The organism is Corynebacterium sp. HS2168-gen11 (assembly GCF_024834075.1).
GTDB lineage: Bacteria > Actinomycetota > Actinomycetes > Mycobacteriales > Mycobacteriaceae > Corynebacterium.
The window spans coordinates 65,983-87,495 of record NZ_JANUXR010000010.1 but is presented as its reverse complement, the minus strand read 5'-3'; the positions used below and the strand labels follow the sequence as shown (position 1 = coordinate 87,495).

Sequence of the window (21,513 nt, the reverse complement as noted above, 5' to 3'; positions counted from 1 at the left end):
AATACTCCTACTCACCTTGGCTTATTTATTTCGAGGTACCTCGATTTGTTCGAAGGCTTCGATGATATCGCCGACCTGGATGTCAGGATACGACAAGACCATACCGCATTCGTAACCAGCTGAGACCTCGGTTGCATCGTCTTTTTCACGACGCAGCGAGACAATGGTGGCATCGGAGGTGATAACGTTGCCATCGCGTACCAAACGGATCGCAGCGCCACGCCGCATCTTGCCTTCTTCAACCTTACAACCAGCAATCAAGCCGATTGCAGACGCCTTGAAGAGGGCTCGAATTTCTGCCTTACCAACTTCGCGCTCCTCGAATACTGGTTTGAGCATACCGCGCAGGGCAGCCTCAACATCTTCAATGGCACGGTAGATGACGGTGTAGTAACGAACGTCGACACCCTCAGAATTGGCTTCTTCGGTAGCTTTACCTTCAGCGCGAACGTTAAAGGCAATGATGACAGCATCCGAAGCAGCAGCCAAGGAGACGTTGGTCTGCGTCACAGCACCAACACCACGATCGATGATGTTCAGTTGTACTTCATCGTCGATCTCGATCTTGAGCAATGCTTCTTCCAGAGCTTCCACAGAACCTGCATTATCACCCTTGAGGATGAGGTTGAGGGTGGAATGTTCCTTCAAAACTGCGTCCAGATCTTCCAGGGATACGCGCTTACGGCTACGTGCTGCTAATGCGTTACGTTTACGTGCATTGCGCTGGTTTGCAATCTGACGCGCCACACGGTCGTCTTCGACCACCATGAGATTATCGCCTGCACCTGGCACACCATTGAGGCCTTGCACCTGAACTGGACGTGATGGGCCAGCTTCTTCCACATCATGACCATGCTCATCAACCATGCGACGAACACGACCATAAGCGTCACCTGCAACAATGGAATCACCAACGCGCAAGGTACCGCGCTGCACAATAACGGTAGCCACTGGGCCACGACCACGGTCAAGATGGGCTTCAATTGCCACACCTTGAGCATCCATGTTTGGATTTGCACGCAAATCCAAGGATGCATCAGCAGTCAGCAGTACCGACTCTAACAGTCCATCGATATTGATATTTTCCTTTGCGGAAATATCAACGAACATGGTATCGCCGCCGTATTCTTCTGGCACCAAACCGTATTCAGTCAGCTGGCCGCGAATCTTATCCGGAGACGCACCTGGCTTATCGATCTTGTTTACAGCAACCACGATTGGCACATCTGCAGCCTTCGCGTGGTTAATTGCTTCCACGGTCTGTGGCATTACACCATCATCGGCTGCGACAACCAGCACTGCAATATCGGTAGATTTTGCACCACGAGCACGCATAGCAGTGAATGCCTCGTGACCTGGGGTATCCAAGAACGTAATCTTGCGGCTGGAGTCATCAACGGTGACCTTCACCTGGTATGCACCAATGCCCTGGGTAATACCGCCTGCTTCGCCGGAACCAACATTCGCAGAACGAATGGTATCCAGCAAACGGGTCTTACCGTGATCGACGTGGCCCATAACGGTAACAACTGGTGGACGGGAAGCCAAAGCTTCTTCGCCGCCTTCGTTTTCACCGAATTGCAAGTCGAAGGATTCCAACAGCTCGCGGTCTTCGTCTTCTGGGGAAACGACTTCCACAACATAGTTCATTTCATCGCCAAGCAGCATTAAGGTTTCTTCGCTGACCGATGCGGTCGCAGTTACCATTTCGCCTAAGTTGAACAATGCTTGTACTAATGCTGATGCTTCAGTATTGATTTTCTCGGCAAAGTCCGACAAAGATGCACCACGAGCGAGACGAACAGTTGCACCACCACCATCTGGCAAACGAATGCCACCAATGACGTTTGGCGCCTGCATTGCCTCATACTCATTACGCTTTTGACGCTTTGACTTACGGCCCTTACGTGGAGCACCACCTGGACGACCAAATGCGCCAGCAGTGCCACCGCGACGTCCACCGCGACCACCTGGGCCGCCACCTGGACGGTTGAATCCACCCTGGTTGTTATCACCAGATTGTCCACCGCGACCACCGCGACCACCATTACCACTTGCACGGGTTGGCATTGCACCTGGTGATGGACGCTCAGGCATCATTGCTGGTGATGGACGACGTCCTCCACCTTGACGCTCTGGAGCGCTCGTGCGCTCTTGATTACCGTGTGAACGTGGTGAACGCTCTGGGCGATTCGCGCCTTGACCGCCTCGTGCTGGACGTGCTGGACGCTCTCCATTATTGCTACCTTGACCTGGTCGTCCACCAGCGCGTCCACCTGGACGTGGTGCTGGGCGTTCCGAAGATCCGGTTGAGAATGGGTTATTTGCCACACGTGGTGCTCGACCACCTGGTTTTGGACCTGGCTTTGCCTGTGGACGTGGCATTGCACCAGGATTTGGCGCACTGCTCTTTGCCTTCTCAGGTGCCTGGAACGCAGGCTCTGCTGGCTTTGCTGCAGTGGTTTTCGCAGCTGGCTGAGTTGCCGCAGGCTTCGGTGCCGCTGGCTTTGGTGCAGCTGGCTTCGCAGCAGCTGCTGGCTTTGCGGCTACAGGCTTGGTTGCTGCAGGTTTCGCCGCAGCTGACTTCGCCGCAACAGGCTTTGCTGCAGCAGGCTTTGCTTCAGTAGTCTTTGCTGCTGGTTTTGCCGCAGCTGACTTCGCCGCAACAGGCTTTGCTGCAGCAGGCTTTGCTTCAGTAGTCTTTGCTGCTGGTTTTGCCGCAGCTGGTTGTGGTGCTTCATCGCTTGCTGGAATTCCGAGCGAAGCGTAGTGCTCCTTCATCTTCTTAATCACTGGTGGTTCAATGGTTGAAGATGCTGTTTTCACGAACTCGCCTTTGTCTTTCAAAGTTGCGAGTAGTTCTTTGCTGGTTACACCAAGCTGTTTTGCCAACTCGTGTACACGTAGCTTTCCGGGCACTTTTCTCCTTGTGTTGCGGTAGAAAAGTCATACGAGTTTTGCCCAATCAGCTTCCATGTTTCACAAGTTGTGAAAGGTGTTCTGCAGTGATTGAGAAAAATCAGGTATTCATTTCTACCTTGATTGCCATGACGTTCATCGCTGATGCTTCATCGTGTGCTCATCAGTGTTCGGTCTCTTTCTTATTCTCGTTCAGTGCTGTTCGTCAGTGTTGCAAGATACTTCCGCACAGCACCAGTATCAACGGGTGTTGATACCCTCAACGCACGCTCGAAAGCGAAACGTTGTTGTGCTATTTCCAATGCGCTCATGCTTGGAGTGATCCAACAACCCCTTCCGGGTAAACGCCGCTTGGGGTCGGGAATCAACTGCGTTGGAATTCCGGGAGCTGCAACTACTCGAAGGAGTTGAGCATCCGGGTACTGGGTACGAGTAGCAATACATGTTCGCATTCGAATATTCGAAGCTTTGCCCTTTGCATGAGGTGCAAATTTCGGAACTGGTACTACCAACGTACTCCCTTATAAGCGCAGTGATTCCTAGCTAACTTGAAAGATCGTGTATGTATACCTTCAGTTTCCAAGGCATGCGTGACACACAATACTACCCAAGTCCGTTACTCATCCTAGCCGATGAATGTTCAAAAGTTAAGTTTGACAAGCGTCAGGGGCAGAATCTCAACAAAACCAAACATCGACATTACAACTCATATTTCTCTAGAACCACAACAACCACATACTCCCCAACAGATGCTGGTTGGTACGTGGTTGTAAGGGTTCTTCTGAAGGACGTGCTTGTTAACTTTTAAGAGGCATCCGATCGAATATCGATCTTCCAACCGGTCAGACGTGCAGCCAATCGGGCATTTTGTCCTTCTTTACCAATTGCCAACGACAACTGGTAATCAGGAACGGTCACTCGCGCAGTTTGTTGTTCAAGATCTAGGATCTCCACAGCAACCACCTTAGAAGGTGCAAGCGCATTGCCAACATAGGTAGCTGGGTCATCGGAGAAATCAATAATATCGATCTTCTCGCCATTGAGTTCGCGCATCACGTTATTCACGCGCTGCCCGCGAGGACCAATGCAAGCACCTTTGGCATTTAAGCCTTTGACTGTGGCACGAACAGCAATTTTCGAACGATGACCTGCTTCACGCGCAATTGACAAGATTTCCACGCTGCCATCAGCAACTTCTGGAACTTCCAATTCAAATAAGCGGCGGACCAGTTCTGGGTGCGTACGCGAGAGATTAATATTCAGTGACCGTGGCGTGTGAGACACACCAACGACATAACTTTTCACCCGGTCACCATGCTTGAGGTTTTCGCCCGGAATCTGCTCAGCTGGTAATAAAATACCGTCTTGACCATCGATTTCGGTACCAAGCTGCACAACTACAATGCCACGTTCTTTGGCAATTGCATCTGCTTGCACGATACCAGAAACAACCGTACCTTCATGCTCAGCATAAGCAGTATATGCTTGGCGAGTTTCTGCTTCACGCAGGCGACGCACAATAGCATCGCGCACAGCTTGCGCACCCATACGGTCGAAATTACGCGGAGTGTCATCATACTCAGATTCAAGATTGCCATCTTCATCGAATTCCGAGATAATCACCGCAACAGAACCAGATGCAATATCAATGTCCACACGTGCTCGCGTATTTGGTGCTGCTGGTGCATCTTTAAATTCGCGGTAGGCATGCATCAAAGCATTCGCAATGGTCTCTACGAGGTCCCTTACCGCAATGCCTTTTTCAGATTCAATTGCCCGCAAAGCTTGTACATCGATATTCACTTGTAGAATATTCCTTTCTGGTTCTTCTTCATTGTTTTTCTTCGAGTCGGGAGTGAAGAAAAGACCACCCAACTCTATTTAATTATTGATAGCTTCGTCAAAACTGAGCTGTGAAATGGCGAATTCTTGCTCTGGTGGCGCGTTAAATTCGATCTCAACAACCGCTTGTGGATACTCTTGCCACGCGATTGGGACAACCGAAAGCTCTTTGCCTTGACGACGAATAGCGACAACTTGAGTCTCAGTTCCATCAACGGCACCAATTCGCACAACATCTTTTTTATTATCAGGCGAAAGGATGACCAACCGCCCCTGATTGCGCTTCCAGTGGCGCAGCAATGTCAGCGGCGAGCCAATTCCTGGCGTTCCAACTTCTAAGGTATACCCTGCCCCGAAATTTAATCGACCGGCTTCCTCTTCTGCGTCGAAAAGCTTGGAGATTTCTACGCTTAATACTTCCAAGACATCAGAATTTGGGCGAGTATCTGCATCGACGGCAATAATGACGGCAGATTTTTTGCCTGCGCGCGTAATGGTAATGCGTTCGAGATCCATGCCATAAGACTCGGCCAAAGGTGCGACGAAAGTGGTTAATTGTTCTACTGTGGGGAAAGCCATGCCTATATGCTAGTACACTTAACGACTATGAACCGCTTTTATTCGATGAGCATCCTTGTGTCGCTGTGCTGGTGTTTGGGTGCGTGCAGTGCGTCGCCAACACCAGAACCGAGTTTGTGGGGGCTGTATAACGTCTCTGAAGGTGAAGCAAAAACACAGCTTGCAGCGGAAATTTATCGACTCTGCGGTCATGATGAACACAATGCGGTTGCACCATCGTGTCAACTTGAACAAGCAGCGCAACGTGATGAAGATGCACCTGCACCGATTGCGTTTGCGAATGCTTCTGCTGCGGAAATTTTGGCGCATCTGGCAGAGTTTCCGCAAGCATCGATGCCAGTTATCATGCCGATTGTGCAACAAACTGCGCAGGCAACTCAGTTTCAGCCGGATTTGCAGGCCTACGAATTACAATTCTCAGAGGATGAGCGCTTAGCAGCGGCAGCCACAAGTGTGCAGGCCGCGGATGAAGAAACTGTACCATCGACAGCTCCTGCCCTGCCCGAATCAGATCTGCAATGGTATCGCACTGGTTTAAGTTATGAGTACGGAGTGCTCTATGGATTACAGGTCAGTCGCGCATACACCAATCCAGCACAAGATGCCCAAATTGATGCACTGATCAAGGTCCATGAGACGATCATTGATGCGCTCGAAACGCACGTAGCAACTACCGGTGCCACACCGATACCAGAGCCAGGTTATACATTTACCACTGCCGCACAGCCCACCGATGCACAGCAAGCAGAGGCATTTGTGCGCGAACTGCACACGACTATGGTCAATTGGTGGCTCAGTGTTCCAGCACATGTCACAGATCCACAGCATCGCGTGGTGGCTGCCGCAATCGCATTGCTGCTTGATGCTCATACCCCATAGCGCTTCACCTTTTTGACAGCTAGTAAACAAATTTTCGCATCACAGTGCTTGACGACGCTGCTTGGGACACAGCGTGTCATAATAGGCGCAACGCTGGCGCATCGAGTGTTTGATAGCACAAACGTGCTGGCCATCGTTATTCGTCGATGTCCAGCACGTTTGTTGTTATTGTTTTCGAATTCTCAGTGGGATGATCTTAGCTGCGAACCTTTTCAATGACAGTTGCAACGATCTGATCAGCAGGAACTTCAAGTGTTTCGCCATTGCGAATACGCAGCTCCACAATGCCATCTTGGAATGCGCGGCCAACGACAACCACAAATGGCATGCCCAGCAGCTCTGCATCTTTGAATTTCACACCTGGGCCAACTTTTGGACGATCATCGAAGAGCACTTCAATGCCCTTAGCATCAAGTGCTGCCACAATATCATCACCGGCTGCCAACGCAGCTGCATCTTTATTTGCCACAACTACATGTACATCGAATGGTGCAACTTCACGTGGCCAGTTCAATCCGTATTCATCATGACGCTGTTCTGCAAGCACTGCCATCAAACGCGACACACCAATACCGTATGAACCCATCGTTGGGATCGCACGCTTGCCATTTTCGTCCAGAATCTGAACGTCAAAAGCTTCCGTGTACTTGCGTCCAAGCTGGAAAATATGACCAATTTCGATGCCACGCTCAAGGGTCAAAACGCCTTCACCATCTGGTGCTGGATCGCCTTCACGAACTTCTGCAGCCTCAATGGTTGCGTCAATGGTGAAATCGCGGCCCGCAACCATGCCAACAGCATGCTTTTCAAACTCATCAGCACCTGTAATCCAAGCAGTACCTTCAGCAACGCGTGGATCAGCATACACTGGCACACCATTGGCCAGCAGTGCCTTTGGACCAACATAGCCTTTTACCAAGAAAGGATTGGCTGCAAAATCAGCCTCAGTTGCCAATTCCACTTCTTTTGGCTCAAACGATGCTTCCAGACGCTTATCATCAACTTCGCGATCGCCAGGTAATAAAATACCTGCCAATTCCCATTCTTCGGCACCAGGAGCACGGGTCTTGACAATTAAGCATTTCAGGGTGTCTTCTGCCGTAATGGCATGACCATCTAGTTCGATGCCTGCTGCATTCGCCCAGGCCACCAGATTGTCAATGCTTTCAGCTGCTGGAGTGTCATATACAGCTGCTTCTGGCTGACCTGCAATCTCACGTGGAGTGCCAGCTGGGGTGATCACAGCTTCGACGTTTGCGGCATAGTCACTTGCTGTGGAACGTACGAAAGTATCTTCGCCATTTGGTGAAACCGCCAAGAATTCTTCTGAAGCAGAGCCACCCATTGCACCTGAGGTTGCCTTACAAATGGCGTATTCCACACCGAGGCGATCGAAAATAGCTTGGTAAGCACGACGGTGTGCTTGGTAAGACTGCTCAAGACCTTCGTCGGTCATGTCGAAGGAGTAGGAATCCTTCATCACGAACTCTCGGCCACGCAGAATACCTGCGCGTGGACGTTCTTCGTCACGGTATTTGGTTTGAACTTGGTACAAGGTTACTGGGAAATCTTTGTACGAGGAGTACAAATCTTTGACCTGGGCAGTAAACATTTCCTCATGCGTTGGGCCAAGCAACATATCTTGGCCTTTGCGATCTTTCAAGCGGAACAGCGAGGCGCCATATTCGGTCCAGCGATCAGTTTGTTCATAAGGCTCGCGTGGCAATAGTGCAGGAAATAACAATTCTTGTGCGCCGATCGCGTCCATTTCTTCGCGTACGACTGCTTCGATCTTCCGCAAGGTGCGAAGACCCAATGGCAACCAGGTGTACACGCCTGGTGCAGTGCGGCGAATATATCCGGCACGAACGAGTAATTTGTGGCTTGGAACTTCAGCATCTGCTGGATCCTCACGCAAGGTGCGCAGGAACATGGTTGAAAGGCGTGTAATCATGGTTGGTTATTCTAGCAGCAACGGCACCGAAATTTCTGCTTGCCATTGCCACAGAACAATTCCGGGCTTACCAACGTGCAATATTTGCCACGAGTGAACGCACTGCTTCAGCATCAGTAACTTGGACTGGATCAGCCGCGCCACCGCCTGGGCCAGTCGGGCCACAATCTATGAATTTCGAGCATGATCCATGTACTGCATGCACACCTGTAGTCTTCAGAGCGTCAACGGTTTCTGGGCTAATACCACCACCTGCCATAATCTGCACTCCGTTACTTGCGGCAACCAATGCGGCCAATTCTGCGGCACCTTCAGGTGCTTTCGGAAATCCACCTGAAGTCAAGATTCTGGTAATACCCAAATCTCGGGCTACACGCAGTGCATGCTGCCGATCAGGAACCACATCAAACACGCGATGAAGGGTAACCTGTGCATCCCCTGCGGCTGCAATCAAGCGTCGCAAAGCAACGGTATCAAGGCTGTTATCCGCTAAGGCTGCGCCAATCACGACACCATGTGCGCCTAGTGCAACAGCGCGAGCGATATCATCAGCCATGATCGAAATTTCTTCATCTGAATAACAGAATCCGCCAGGACGAGTACGAATGAGCACATGCGTTTCGAGAATCTGTGCACATTGAGCGAGAGTTGCTGCTGATGGGGTCAAGCCACCTGTCGCACTTAACCCTGCACACAATTCAATTCGAGTTGCCCCAGCATCACGGGCAATCCGTGCACCTGCGGGATCTTGCACAGCAATTTCAACTGCTACGGCAGTCATGGATTCATCTCCTTTTCCAACAATGAATCGACATGCAGCTGCGTGAGCATCGAATCTCACACGCATCTTGCGCAACACTTAGCCATAGTACTTGGCACCAAGCTTGACGACGCTTACCGGTAGCTGGAATTGTGCTGGACAAATAAGCGAGCTTCACGCAATGTGATGCTTTGCGATGCTCTCGCGATACTGACTTAAGGTATCAGTTTTAAGCCTAATCTAGAAATGATGCTGTGCGAGACGACACTACAAAAATATGTCACGCGGCAGTTGTATCGATTGCGAGATGCTGGCACCACATACAACTGCCACCTTGGTAGACATCAGGCTCTCTACCAAGGTGGCAATCAAAATAATGGTGATAAACGTTGGTTAGTTACAAGAATCCGACTCAATGCGACGATGGTTTGCCCACTGCTGCAACGCATTTTCGATGGTATTAGTATAACGGATGACACCTTTATCATTTGGGTGAATACCGTCTGAATATAAAATGCTTGCATCACTTTGTGCTTGGCTACACCAGTCAGCCATATACACATTGGAATACTTTTGTAGAACTCCACGAATCGTGTCATGCGATTGTGAAATCCAACTGCGATCGCCATATGGCATCACGACAATTACCACACGCTGCTGGCCAATAGTCTGCATCATCTGATCAAATACATCTGGATCAAACCTAGCATTGGTACCAAACCCTAACACCACAAAAGGATCCAGAGCGCCTGCGTTATGCAGCTGCGTTACAAGATCAGGCGCAACGAGCAGAGTACGGGAAACTGCAGCATCAACATAGATGCCTGGGAAGCGCTGATCGAGTTCAGGCTTTGCGCCCAGCATCACTGAATCACCGAGTGCGGTAATTCGATCACCCGTTGGAAGCAATTGCGGACCTGGAATTGGTGTAGCCACATCAGCTAATTCAGCCACTGGCACGGCACTAATTTCTGGAATCTCAGCTTCTGATTGCGTTGCAATCTTTGTTAATCGTTCTTCCAAAGCAGTCGTTGTTGGAGCGCGGAAAATCGCAACGCCGCTCAACGCTGCTGCTACCACCACGCTGATGACAAGGAGAATTTTACGCATCACAAACTTCTTCGGCCATAATACGGAATAACCACGACGCCGGATTGGTGTTTCAATCCAAATAAAACTCATATGGGATAACGGCAGGCTGACGAGAAATGCTGCTGCTCCAACCAGCACTGGCGCATACCCATAGCTATACTCAAAGTTCAGTTGCTTCAGGAAAATCACAACTGGCCAGTGCCATAGGTAGAGCGAAAATGAACGCTCCCCTAACCAGCGAAGTACTTTCAGGCGCAAGAGCACATGAACGAAACCTGTTTCGCTGACCAACGCGGCAATTACAATGGCAGTCAAAAACGAGGCAATAAAGAGTCCACCTCGATAAGTAAATGCTGAAGTATCAGGCATCACCATGATCATAAACATCAGCAAACCAAGGCTAAGCACGCTGAGATAATTCAGTGTTGTACGCCAAGGGTGAAGTTTGTCTTTTGGCCAGGATTCAGCGGCCTGATCTGGAGAATTACTTGTCAGCAAAGCTGCTAAAGCCACGCCGATCAGCAACCCGAAGGAGTGCGTATCTGTACCGTAATACACGCGAGTCGGATCTTGTTGTGGATCAAAGGTATACAGCATCAACCCAAAGGACAAGACTGCCAACAAGGATGCCCAAACCACAATGCTTCGATTCGACTTTTTGCTCATACGCGCTAATACGATAAAAAGCAGTGGCCAAACTACATAAAACTGTTCTTCAACAGCCAAAGACCAGTAGTGGGCAAATAATTGCACGCCGGATTCAGCAAAATAGCTCTGACTGCTTGCAATTTGTGTCCAGTTATTCGCAAAAAACCAAGTGGATAGGAACTGTTGACCGAGTTGAACTGAATAGTCACCTGGGAGGAATCCTGCCACGATCGTACATATGACTAATACGGTAATTGCTGCTGGTAAGATACGCCTGACACGACGAATCCAGAATTGACGAAGCCGGATCTTTCCTTCCAAAGCACGTTCTCGGATAAGCAATGAGGTAATCAAAAAACCCGAGAGAACGAAGAAAATATCAACGCCTAGGAATCCACCTGGCACGCTTGTGCCAAAAAAGTGATAGAGCATCACCACAAGTACAGCAAACCCACGCAGCCCATCTAAGCCCGATACGCGAGCAACTCGAACCTGTTTCTCAGCAACCGTCACAGTCGAATTGGTCTGTTGTTTTTCGACAGCTAAACAACAAGGTCTTGTCATCGTAAGGGAAACCTCACCCAAATTTGTTGCTGAGTCCACACAATCAACGCTCTCCCATCGGACAAAAATCTGTTCTTATAATCTTGTAACACAAGATCGTGACACATTTGACGGCTGTGTATCATCGCAGCTACAAACATGAGTTTTCGCTCATCTCTGTATCGCGATTTCAATGTAGACTCAGCTCGTACTTTGCCATCCCGTGCAACCGTTTACATTGTCACACGCTTCGTGTCTGACAACATCTCACCGATCCTACAAGAGGATACCAGATGGGCTTGTTGAAACTCGACATGCATGCAAACTTTACAAGATTTTTTCAAAACTCAGAAAAACACAGCTTATTCTCCCCCACAAGTGGCGCATGTCTGTGAAAAACAGGTAGGTTTAGCACCATGTTAATCATTCTTCCTCCGTCTGAAACCAAAGCCCACGGTGGTCACGGTACGCCCTTAGATTTTTCGACGTTAGCGTTTCCTGAACTATCGCCCATCCGCGAGGATATTGCCGCCGATCTAGCGGCGTTAGATGAAGATGAAGCACTGATTGTACTGAAAATATCTGAAAAGCTTCGTCGCGAAGCAGCTTCGAATCGAATGGTGTTGCACTCCCCTACAATGCCTGCAATTGAGCGCTTCACGGGCGTATTGTACGACGCTTTGGATGCCTCTAGTCTTGACACTGCGGCGCGCAGTCGACTCGTAATTGGCGACGCATTCTTCGGACTTGTCATGGCAGAAGATTGCATTCCACATTATCGTCTTTCTGGCAGTACGAAATTGCCTCGACGAACTTCACGCGAACCTGCTCCAACGATGAAACGACGCTGGGGCACTGCAATTTATGATGTATTACACACCTATGAAGGGTTAATTGTGGATCTGCGTTCTGGCACATACCAGCAACTTGGTAAAGCGCCACAAGCCTTCACGGTGCGCGTAGAATCCATTCAGCCTGATGGTTCACGGAAGGTGATCAATCACTTCAATAAGCACTATAAAGGCGTGTTGGCACGTGTACTGGCGCAGGCTGAGAAACCGGCGCAAAATCAGGACGATATAATACAGATCGCCGCCGATGCAGGCTTAATCTTGGAAACAACAGGTAGCCAAGAACTTATTCTGGTGATTCCTAAACCATAAAGTATTGGAACATTTCATTATGATGCTTCAGCACAGCTATGCCGCTGCCATTCCTACTGCTGCAGTTGCATGGCAAGCCGATCAGTTTCCTGATCTCACTCAGGTGTTTTTCAATGATTCTTTAGCCACGCAGCTGGCAATCACTAACAAAGATATCGAGACATTACTCCAACAGCCTGGGTTCGCATTAGGCTATGCCGGTGATCAATTTGGCAACTATGTCCCACAGCTTGGAGACGGTCGAGCGATACTCTTAGGTGAATGCCAAACATCGAATGGGCTTATTGATTTGCACGCCAAAGGTTCTGGCCGTACGCCGTTTTCACGCGGCGGTGATGGAAAAGCACCAGCTCAAGCAATGCTGAAAGAGGTGCTCTATTCCGAGGCGCTGTTTCATCTACATGTGCCAACCACCAGAGTGTTGGCGATGTATCACACCGGTGAAACGATTCTGCGACAGCATCCTGAACCGGGAGCCTTGGTTGTTCGTACTGCTGCAAGCCATATTCGAGTCGGGACGTTCCAATACGTCAGCGCTCAAGGTGAGCAGCAGTTACAAGCACTGGCGGAATATGTTCGTAATCGGCATTTCCCAGATGCTGCTACCTATGCTGATATGTTTATCGAAATTGTTCAGCGCCAAGCATCGTTAGTTGCCAAATGGATGCGATTGGGATTCGTTCACGGCGTGCTGAATTCAGATAATACGCTTGTCTCTGGTGAGTCGATTGATTATGGTCCATGTGCGTTTACCGATTGGTATGATCCACACGCAGTATTTAGTTCAATTGATTACATTGGCCGTTATGCATTTGGCCGACAACCAGAAATGGTGGGCTGGAATCTTGCGCGTCTCGCACAAACCTTGATTCCACTTTGCGGGTCGGCCTGGGTGCAAGAAGCAATTCATCTTTTTGCAGCTGCCTATCGTGACGCTTTTACACAAGAGTTTGCCACAGCTCTTGGAATCACACATGTCGATCAAGGCATTCAAGCCGAGTTAATTGCCGATTGTCTTGCACTACTCACGCTCACACACGGCGATAGTGTGCAATCATTACGTGCCTTAAGCGAACAAAACTACGAGTATTTCCCATCTCAATGGCAGCCGTGGTTACAACGTTGGCGCTTCGTTTCACCTGATTTTGCGTTAATGTGCCGTATTAATCCAGTCTATATTCCACGCAATCATATCGTTTCCCAAGCCATGCATGATGCAACAGTGTGGGAAGACTTACTGACAGTCGTGCAAAACCCGTATACACGTAAAACTGGCAAGCGCTGGGAAAAATTTGAGCAACCCACTCCTGCTGAATTTGGTCCTTATACAACGGTATGCGGCACCTAGGAACGTTCATGTGGTAAGTAATGACTTTTTCCAACGGTAACATGAAAGCTTCGCCAACGCTTCTCATTCATATCGATGGCCTATTCATTTTTGCGTAGCAAAAACGGCCAATCTCACACCATCAAGCGTATGAGATTGGCCATTTTGCGCCTGAATCTTCTGCAGCTTAGTCTTCAAGCCGCAATGTTGTTTGGGTGTATTCCCACATCTTTTTAAACAACGCTTCGTCAGTAGAAAGTTTCACACCATACGAAGGCATCATTTCCTTAATCATTGGTGCCCATTTCACCATATATTCACCGAAACAGCGTTCTAGGACTTCCACCATTGCAGCTGGTGCAATAGACGCACCAGGGGAAGCACCAAGCAAGCCTGCTAGTGAACCATCAAAATGGTTGACCAACGTTGTACCGAATTCCAAACTTGCAAAGCGCGGACCAACTATTGGCTTAATCACCTGTACGCGCTGGCCGGCTGTGACTAACTCCCAATCCTCATCTTTGGCAGTTGGCATATACTCACGCAGCGATGCCATCTTTGCTTTTTGATCCTTCAAAAGCTCAGTAATCAGATACTTGGTCAGTCCCATTTCTTGCAAACCAACAGCTACCATCGCTGGCAAATTAGTCAGTTTCAAGGATCGGGGTAAATCAAACCATGATCCTTCTTTTAAGAACTTTGGCGTCCATCCAGCATAAGGGCCGAAAAGCAAACCTTTTTCACCATCAATCACACGAGTGTCAAGGTGCGGTACAGACATTGGCGGAGCACCAACGGAAGCTTTACCATAGACCTTTGCACGGTGCTGCTCAATAATCTCTGGATTGGTACAACGCAACCATTGACCTGAAACTGGGAATCCACCAAATCCACGAATCTCTGGAATACCTGACATTTGCAGCAGACGAATTGCCATGCCACCTGCGCCAACAAACACAAAGTTCGCGCGGAATACGGAAAGATCACCAGTATGGCGATTTTTCACCGTGATCTTCCACTTCTTGCCATCTTGACGTAATCCCACGACTTCATGTCCATAACGGATTTCCGTACCTTGTGCTGAAGCATCTGCCAAGAACTGCTTCGTTAATTCACCATAATTAATATCTGTGCCGGCATCGGTCCACGAAATTGCAACTTTGGTTGCGTGTGAACGGCCTTCACCCATAAGCGGAAGTTTCTCGTCAAAAACTTTTCGATCATCAGTATATTCCATGCCGACGAATAACGGATGTGCTGCCAATACTTCATAACGCTTACGCAAGTATTCAACTTGGTCATCACCGTGACCGAAAGAAACATGGGGAACTGGGTTGATAAAATCACGTGGAGTTGGAAGGACCCCTTTGCCTACTTGATACGCCCAGAATTGGCGCGAGAGCTGAAATTTCTCATTCACCCCAATTGCTTTGGAAATATCAATCTTGCCATTGCGTTCAGGAGTGTAATTCAATTCACAAAGTGCAGAGTGGCCAGTACCAGCATTATTCCAAGGTGAGGAAGATTCCTCCGCAGGAGCATCAAGACGTTCAAAAACAACTTGCGACCATTCTGGTTCCAAGGTACGTAGCATGGCGCCGAGCGTGGCACTCATAATACCGGCACCGATCAGGGCAACATCGACTTCATCAGTGACTAATTGTGCTTTTTTGGTGGAATCTGACATCTCAACTTCCCTATTTCCGCTTAAACCTGTGTATTGGTTGCTGTAGGACAACGCAGGTTTTGTACATTCCTCGCGGCCAACCATCACAAGCTGTGAGCTACAAAACACTGTGTTACAACAAACCAGAATAGAACGAGTCATTCATTCGTGCGAATTTTTTCATTGTGTATGAGTCTACGCCCGATTACTGGCACAATGCTTTGAATCTCAAAAGTTTTTGCATTTGCCCTCGTCCTCAAAACAAAACACCAGTTTATTATCAATGTGAGTTTTCTAACGTCCGAGGTGAATAAGCCGGAATCACTACCCCCATATGTGTGGATCGCACGGCCGTCAGTAATACATTCCACTCAATCCTTCGACTCCCACTAGCCTTCCAGTCTTCACTACCGCAGCTATCGTAAACACTTGTGTCATTTACAACCGCCCACGCATCCACTTTTGACAGTATTTCTGTTGAGAGTGAAACCGTAATTGAAAATAGTGTTCAATATCGTAATTGCAAGATTACCGTGAGGTGAATCAACCACGCGGAAATATAAATATTCACTAGAATATGAAAACATGACAGCATTGCCTGCAGATAAACACTTTTGGCAGCCAGACATTCTCGGTGCCGATTATCAATGCCATGAATTCGATCTCGGCACTGATCCCGATGGTGAATCCCCCATCGTTGCAACGCTTATACGTCATCAACCATCAGCAGAAGACGCCTCAAAACCTGCAATTTTATATATTCATGGCATGACTGACTATTTTTTCCAGTCTCATATGGCACAATATTTCGCGTCTCATGGTTACGCTTTTTACGCTGTTGATCTGCGAAAATGTGGTCGGTCACGCCGCGAAGCACAAACGTGGCACTACATTTCCGATATTCGTCTGTATCGAAAAGAGTTGTCCATCATTGCGACCCATCTTCACAATGCACATCCAGGTGTCATTGTACTTGGGCATTCAACTGGTGGACTCATTGCAGTTGATTGGGTTCATTCACTGCGAACAAATGATCCGAAGTTATATCACAGTATCCAGGCCATAGTATTAAACTCCCCATGGTTTGACTTAATGGGGCCAAAATATCTGGTGCCATTGATCAAGATATTGACTCAAATTGTAGGTAAGTTTCAGCCACTCCGGAAAATCAATGGTGGTCCACTTGGTGTCTACGGGCGCACCATGCATATTTCATTAAATGGCGAGTGGGAATACAACACCGAGTTCAAGCCAATTTCTGGGCACAACAAATATTTTGGCTGGTTAAGAGCAATTTTAATCGCACAGCGCCGCCTTCATAAAGGCGCTTTCACCACCGATCTTCCAGTACTGACCCTTTGTTCGGATGCATCGCGTTTGGCGAAGCCATATTCCCAGCAATCACATATTACCGATACCGTACTTGACGTCGATCAAATTATCCGCTGGTCGGCCAAGACTTCTACTGATGTCACCACGATTCGCATTCCACAGGCCACGCACGATGTCTTTTTGTCGCAACCTCACGTCCGTAAGCATGCCTTAGCTTTAACGATTCAGTGGCTGCAAGCGAAATTAGCACAGCCGGAATCATGAAAGTTGTTGTCTACCTACTCTAGGCACTTTCAGGAATAAAGTCCCACCATTTGCTGTTGTAGAAAGTAACACTTCCTCCCCTATGGAAGCCGAAACCTATAACAGCATTATTTTATAGAATCGAAACGAGTAAGGACACAGTTATGACCTCCCAGAAGCATTACGACATCATTATCATTGGTGGCGGATCCGGTAATTCCATTCCAACTGCTGACTATGCTGACAAGTCCATTGCCATTATTGAAAAGGCAAAATTCGGTGGCACCTGCTTAAATGTGGGCTGCATTCCAACCAAGATGTTCGTCTACGCTGCAGAAACAGCTGAGAATATTCGAAATGCGAAGAAACTAGGCATTCACGCCACTGTTGACCATGTCGATTGGCAAAGTATTGTCAGCCGTGTCTTTGACAATCTCATCGATCCGATTGCCGAGTCTGGCGCAGCTTATCGACGCGGGCCAGAAACCCCAAATATCGATGTGTATGACCAGCATGCCACCTTCATTGGCGAGAAGCTTATTCGCACTGGCAATGGTGATGAAGAAGTCATTATCTCTGCTGATCAGATCGTCTTAGCAGCTGGTGCTCGACCAATGATTCCGGATTACGTTGTGGAATCAGGTGTGCAGTACCACACCAATGAAACCATTATGCGGTTGCCAGCTTTACCAAAATCGATGTTGGTTCTCGGCGGCGGCTTTATTGCCTTGGAGTTTAGCCATGTATTCCAGGCATTAGGTGTGGATGTACATTTGGTCAATCGTTCTGCGAAGCTCTTACGCCAACTCGATGCTGATATTTCCGATCGCATTACCGATCTCACCAGCAAGAAAATGCATACCTATCTTGGTCAAACTGTTACTTCCTTAACCCAAGATGAGCACGGAGTCCATGCAGTACTGTCGAATGGTCAAACCATTGATGCTGAAATTGTATTGGTAGCAACTGGTCGTGTGCCAAATGGTGATCAGTTGAATCTTGCAGCTGGTGGTGTTGAAATGCGAAATGGTCGCGTAGTCGTGGATGAATTTGGCCGGACCACTGCTGATGGTGTGTTTGCCCTCGGTGATATCTCCTCCCCATACCAGCTCAAGCATGTGGCAAATGCAGAAGCACGTGCCATTAGCCACAACCTCTTGCACCCAGATGATCTGATTGCGTTTCCGCATAAGCATGTCCCAGCTGGTATTTTCACGCATCCACAAATTGCGACAGTAGGCCTGACTGAAGAACAAGCTCGCCAGCAAGGCTTCGATATTACCGTGAAAGTACAACAATATGGCGACGTAGCCTATGGTTGGGCAATGGTCGATACTGACCACTTTGCAAAGCTCATTGCGGATAAAGCAACCGGTAAATTGCTCGGTGCACATATCATTGGCCCGCAAGCTACCACCTTGATGCAGACACTCATTACCTTCATGGCCTATGACATTGATGTTCGCGAGGCAGTGCGCACTCAGTATTGGATTCACCCAGCATTACCTGAGTTGCTTGAAAATGCGTTACTCGGTTTGGACTTCTCTTAAGCCCGCACTGTCAGCTGCTAATTAGCTCATAGCTCTTCACGCCAAGATCGCTGGTTCATACCAGCGATCTTGGCGTTTGGTGTCTATTGACAGCAATACTCTGTGCTCATCAGGGCGTTATGCCAAAAACTCGTGACGGCTCGCACGTTCCCAGTGCTAAGCATCACGAGTTATGAATCTTTGGACGAGATTATGACAGATACTCTTGATCAGGCATGGTCAAAATTTCATTGCCGTCTTCGGTAATCACAATGGTGTGCTCGAATTGTGCAGTCCAACCACGATCTTTGGTTTGTACGGTCCAGCCGTCATCCCAAATTTCATAGTCAATAGTGCCAAGATTAATCATCGGCTCAATCGTTAAGGTCATGCCAGGTTCTAATACGGTGGTATACAGATCAGAATCAAAGTGCAACACCACTAAACCGTTATGGAAGGTTGGGCCAACCCCATGACCGGTGAAATCGCGCACCACATTATAACCAAAGCGCTTCGCGTAGGATTCAATTACACGACCAATCACATTGACTTCACGGCCTGGTTTTGCCGCACGAATTCCGCGCATGGTGGCCTCTTTCGTGCGCTCGACGAGCAAACGATGTTCTTCTGCGACATCACCGGCAAAGAAGGTGGCGTTGGTATCGCCATGCACACCATGTTTAAAGGCAGTGACGTCAATATTGACGATATCGCCATCTTGGATCACAGTGGAGTCTGGGATGCCGTGGCAGATAATTTCATTGAGCGAAGTACAGCACGACTTCGGGAATCCACGATAGCCCAAAGTGGAAGGGTACGCGCCATGATCCAGCATATATTCATGAGCAATACGATCAAGCTCATCGGTGGTCACTCCAGGTGCAACTGCCCGACCGGCTTCCATGAGAGCATTTGCGGCAATTTTTGATGTTTCCCGCATAGCTTCAATCACTTCTGGCGTTTGCACAAATGGCTCACCAATATTTTCTTGGACTGTTTTCTTCCAGGCATACTCTGGTCGTTGAATGTGCGCTGGCACAGTTCGAATCGGAGTTTGTTTACCTGGAACCAAAGGACTACGTACAGACATAGCAGTCATGGTACTGAAGAAATGAAGAAAATGATACCTGCAACACATGCAGGTGCGACTGGCATTACTGATTGAGCTCGTCGTACCGCACAAAGAAATGATTGGTTAATGCCACAGCCGATTCCGAACCGCCGCCTAAAACGATCAACGTGGCAAAAGCAATATCATCGCGATACCCAGTAAACCAGGCATGCGAGCCACCGTTGATTTCAGCTTCACCAGTTTTGGCAAAAATCTTACCACCAGCAGTTATCCCACCTGCGGTACCACCTGGCTCGGTCACCGCAGACATTAAACGACGCAGTTGTTCAATCGTTTCCGGTGCAGGTGGCGGGACTGTTTTACTCACTTTGGTATCAAATCCACTCAGCAAACTTGGCACTGGTGTTGATCCTCGTGCCGCCGTAGCAGATACCAGTGCTAGTCCAAACGGACTCACCAACGTAAGGCCCTGGCCATACCCTGCTTCAGTTTTTTCTAACGCAGTTTCTCCCGTCGGAATTTGACCAGTGACTGAAGAAATACCTGGAATTTCGTAGTCAATTCCTAACCCAAATTTCTCACCTATTGCTTGCAGCTGTCCTGCATCTAATTGGGTAGAAATATCTGCGAAGGTGGTATTACAGGAACGCGCAAATGCGCGTTCCAGTGGGACGTCACCTAGTGCGAACGTATTGTAGTTCGTCACCATTCGACCAAAAATATTCATCGTGCCAGGACATGGCACAATCGAATCTGCAGTTAAGCCACGATCTTGAATACCAGCTGCTGCCGTGATGATCTTAAAGGTTGAGCCTGGCGGGTATAAACCAGACATTGCCAGATCACCATGTTTGTCCGCTTCATCAGTCTGAGCCACTGCAAGGATTTCACCAGTCGAGACGCGCAATGCCACCATCACAGCCTGCATTTCCGGACGCAGATTCACGGCTTCTTCAGCTGCTTGCTGAACCTTATGATCCAAACTAATGCGAACAGCTGGGGCCACGAACGGTTCGTGATACTCAACGTCGTCGATAAGCGCTCCGTCGTGTGTGACTGCAGCAACTCGCCAACCATTATCACCATCAAGCCGTTCGTTGACAACAGTTGCCACACGGGAGACGATATCGGGCGCAAAACCTGGATCTTTACTGACCATCGCGCCTTCTTCGTTGAAGATCACGCCAGGTTTTCCAGCTAACAGCTCACGCACTTTCGCACCTGGCAACTTATTCACCGTGGTCACAGAGTATACGCCGCGAGCTTGTCGGAGTTGCTCGGCAAGCTCGTGTGGATTAAGCAACCGCACGGATTCATCAATGCGTTTAGCTTGTTCAAGCGCGCCTACAATAGCAAAGGCAAGACTATTCGGATCACCAATTTGCGTGACATCGACCAGTAATCGATCAACAACGCCCGGTACTAAAATTTCTGCACCATCGGAAGAAATCACACTTGCGCGCTGCGCTTGCACAGCACGCAGTTCCAAATGTTGATTCGCACCTAATTTTGGGTGCAAAGCAGTCGGCTGCCACCGAATCGACCATGCATCATTGATTTTATTCAATGTCATTTTGGCTTCGTAACTTAATTCGCGATCTTTTGGCAGATCCCAATTCAGTTTATAGGTGGCCGTAGCAATCGTATTACGCGCTTGAATATCGAGGATTTCAGCAGTCAAGCCTTCTGCCTGGAGTCCATTCCAGGTTTGTTCTAAAACTTGCGCAACAGTATCGGCTTGGTCAGTGCGCGCAGCGGCGGCATCAAATTCATGGTTGACCAAATCTGTTAAAAACAGTTCGACTTCTGGTTCTGCCGAGACTGGTTTGGGAGTACAGCCAGTAATGCTTGGCACTGCACAAACCATGGCCAACACCATAGCGCCGTTACGCAGGACTGCTCGCTTCATGTGGCAAACAGTATCACTTCCTCACCGTATTGGAGGGTTACCACACCGACGAGACC

General features: G+C 48.7%; 15 protein-coding genes. 5 read left to right on the top strand and 10 right to left on the bottom strand.

Going from position 1 to position 21,513, the window contains the following annotated elements; all coding sequences use genetic code 11:
* Window positions 1-21: 21 nt before the first annotated feature.
* From infB to rimP, 4 genes are all read right to left on the bottom strand, one after another.
* On the bottom strand, window positions 22-2,919 hold the full coding sequence (gene infB / locus NXS99_RS08140) for a translation initiation factor IF-2 (protein WP_259288174.1): 2,898 nt from the start codon (window positions 2,917-2,919) through the stop codon (window positions 22-24).
* Window positions 2,920-3,101: 182 nt separating this feature from the next.
* Window positions 3,102-3,371 carry a YlxR family protein gene (locus NXS99_RS08135; RefSeq protein WP_259288173.1) on the bottom strand — a complete coding sequence of 90 codons (270 nt, stop codon included), beginning with the start codon at window positions 3,369-3,371 and terminating at the stop codon, window positions 3,102-3,104.
* 352 nt (window positions 3,372-3,723) lie between these two features.
* On the bottom strand, window positions 3,724-4,722 hold the full coding sequence (gene nusA / locus NXS99_RS08130) for a transcription termination factor NusA (protein WP_259288172.1): 999 nt from the start codon (window positions 4,720-4,722) through the stop codon (window positions 3,724-3,726).
* Between the two features lie 78 nt (window positions 4,723-4,800).
* Window positions 4,801-5,340, bottom strand: coding sequence for a ribosome maturation factor RimP (rimP, locus tag NXS99_RS08125; protein ID WP_259288171.1), 540 nt, complete (start codon window positions 5,338-5,340; stop codon window positions 4,801-4,803).
* Between the two features lie 27 nt (window positions 5,341-5,367).
* Here rimP and NXS99_RS08120 point away from each other — a divergent pair, with 27 nt between their 5' ends.
* Window positions 5,368-6,219, top strand: a complete 852-nt coding sequence (locus NXS99_RS08120) for a DUF4439 domain-containing protein (RefSeq protein WP_259288170.1) — start codon at window positions 5,368-5,370, stop codon at window positions 6,217-6,219.
* 196 nt (window positions 6,220-6,415) lie between these two features.
* Here NXS99_RS08120 and NXS99_RS08115 read toward each other — a convergent pair whose 3' ends face one another.
* From NXS99_RS08115 to NXS99_RS08105, 3 genes are all read right to left on the bottom strand, one after another.
* Window positions 6,416-8,173 carry a proline--tRNA ligase gene (locus NXS99_RS08115; protein WP_259288169.1) on the bottom strand — a complete coding sequence of 586 codons (1,758 nt, stop codon included), beginning with the start codon at window positions 8,171-8,173 and terminating at the stop codon, window positions 6,416-6,418.
* Window positions 8,174-8,240: 67 nt separating this feature from the next.
* Window positions 8,241-8,954, bottom strand: coding sequence for a copper homeostasis protein CutC (locus tag NXS99_RS08110; RefSeq protein ID WP_259288168.1), 714 nt, complete (start codon window positions 8,952-8,954; stop codon window positions 8,241-8,243).
* Between the two features lie 372 nt (window positions 8,955-9,326).
* A complete protein-coding gene (locus tag NXS99_RS08105) occupies window positions 9,327-11,237 on the bottom strand; it encodes an acyltransferase family protein (RefSeq protein ID WP_259288167.1) in 1,911 nt (636 codons plus the stop codon).
* Window positions 11,238-11,632: 395 nt separating this feature from the next.
* On the opposite strand from NXS99_RS08105, the gene yaaA reads away from it, so the two are divergent.
* On the top strand, window positions 11,633-12,379 hold the full coding sequence (gene yaaA, locus NXS99_RS08100) for a peroxide stress protein YaaA (protein ID WP_259288166.1): 747 nt from the start codon (window positions 11,633-11,635) through the stop codon (window positions 12,377-12,379).
* A gap of 19 nt (window positions 12,380-12,398) precedes the next feature.
* Window positions 12,399-13,727 carry a protein adenylyltransferase SelO family protein gene (locus NXS99_RS08095; RefSeq protein WP_259288165.1) on the top strand — a complete coding sequence of 443 codons (1,329 nt, stop codon included), beginning with the start codon at window positions 12,399-12,401 and terminating at the stop codon, window positions 13,725-13,727.
* Window positions 13,728-13,893: 166 nt separating this feature from the next.
* Here NXS99_RS08095 and mqo read toward each other — a convergent pair whose 3' ends face one another.
* Window positions 13,894-15,393, bottom strand: a complete 1,500-nt coding sequence (gene mqo / locus NXS99_RS08090; protein WP_259288164.1) for a malate dehydrogenase (quinone) — start codon at window positions 15,391-15,393, stop codon at window positions 13,894-13,896.
* Between the two features lie 564 nt (window positions 15,394-15,957).
* Between mqo and NXS99_RS08085 the strand changes: the two genes are divergently transcribed.
* Together NXS99_RS08085 and mtr are read left to right on the top strand one after the other, a co-directional pair.
* Window positions 15,958-16,968, top strand: a complete 1,011-nt coding sequence (locus tag NXS99_RS08085) for an alpha/beta hydrolase (protein WP_259288163.1) — start codon at window positions 15,958-15,960, stop codon at window positions 16,966-16,968.
* Between the two features lie 143 nt (window positions 16,969-17,111).
* The gene (gene mtr, locus NXS99_RS08080) at window positions 17,112-18,497 is read left to right on the top strand and encodes a mycothione reductase (RefSeq protein WP_259288162.1); all 1,386 of its coding nucleotides are present in this window, start codon (window positions 17,112-17,114) and stop codon (window positions 18,495-18,497) included.
* Window positions 18,498-18,687: 190 nt separating this feature from the next.
* On the opposite strand, the gene map is transcribed toward mtr, so the two are convergent.
* Entirely contained in the window at window positions 18,688-19,566 is an 879-nt protein-coding gene (map, locus tag NXS99_RS08075) for a type I methionyl aminopeptidase (protein ID WP_259288161.1), read from the bottom strand.
* Window positions 19,567-19,630: 64 nt separating this feature from the next.
* On the bottom strand, window positions 19,631-21,457 hold the full coding sequence (locus NXS99_RS08070) for a penicillin-binding transpeptidase domain-containing protein (protein WP_259288160.1): 1,827 nt from the start codon (window positions 21,455-21,457) through the stop codon (window positions 19,631-19,633).
* Between the last annotated feature and the right edge of the window lie 56 nt (window positions 21,458-21,513).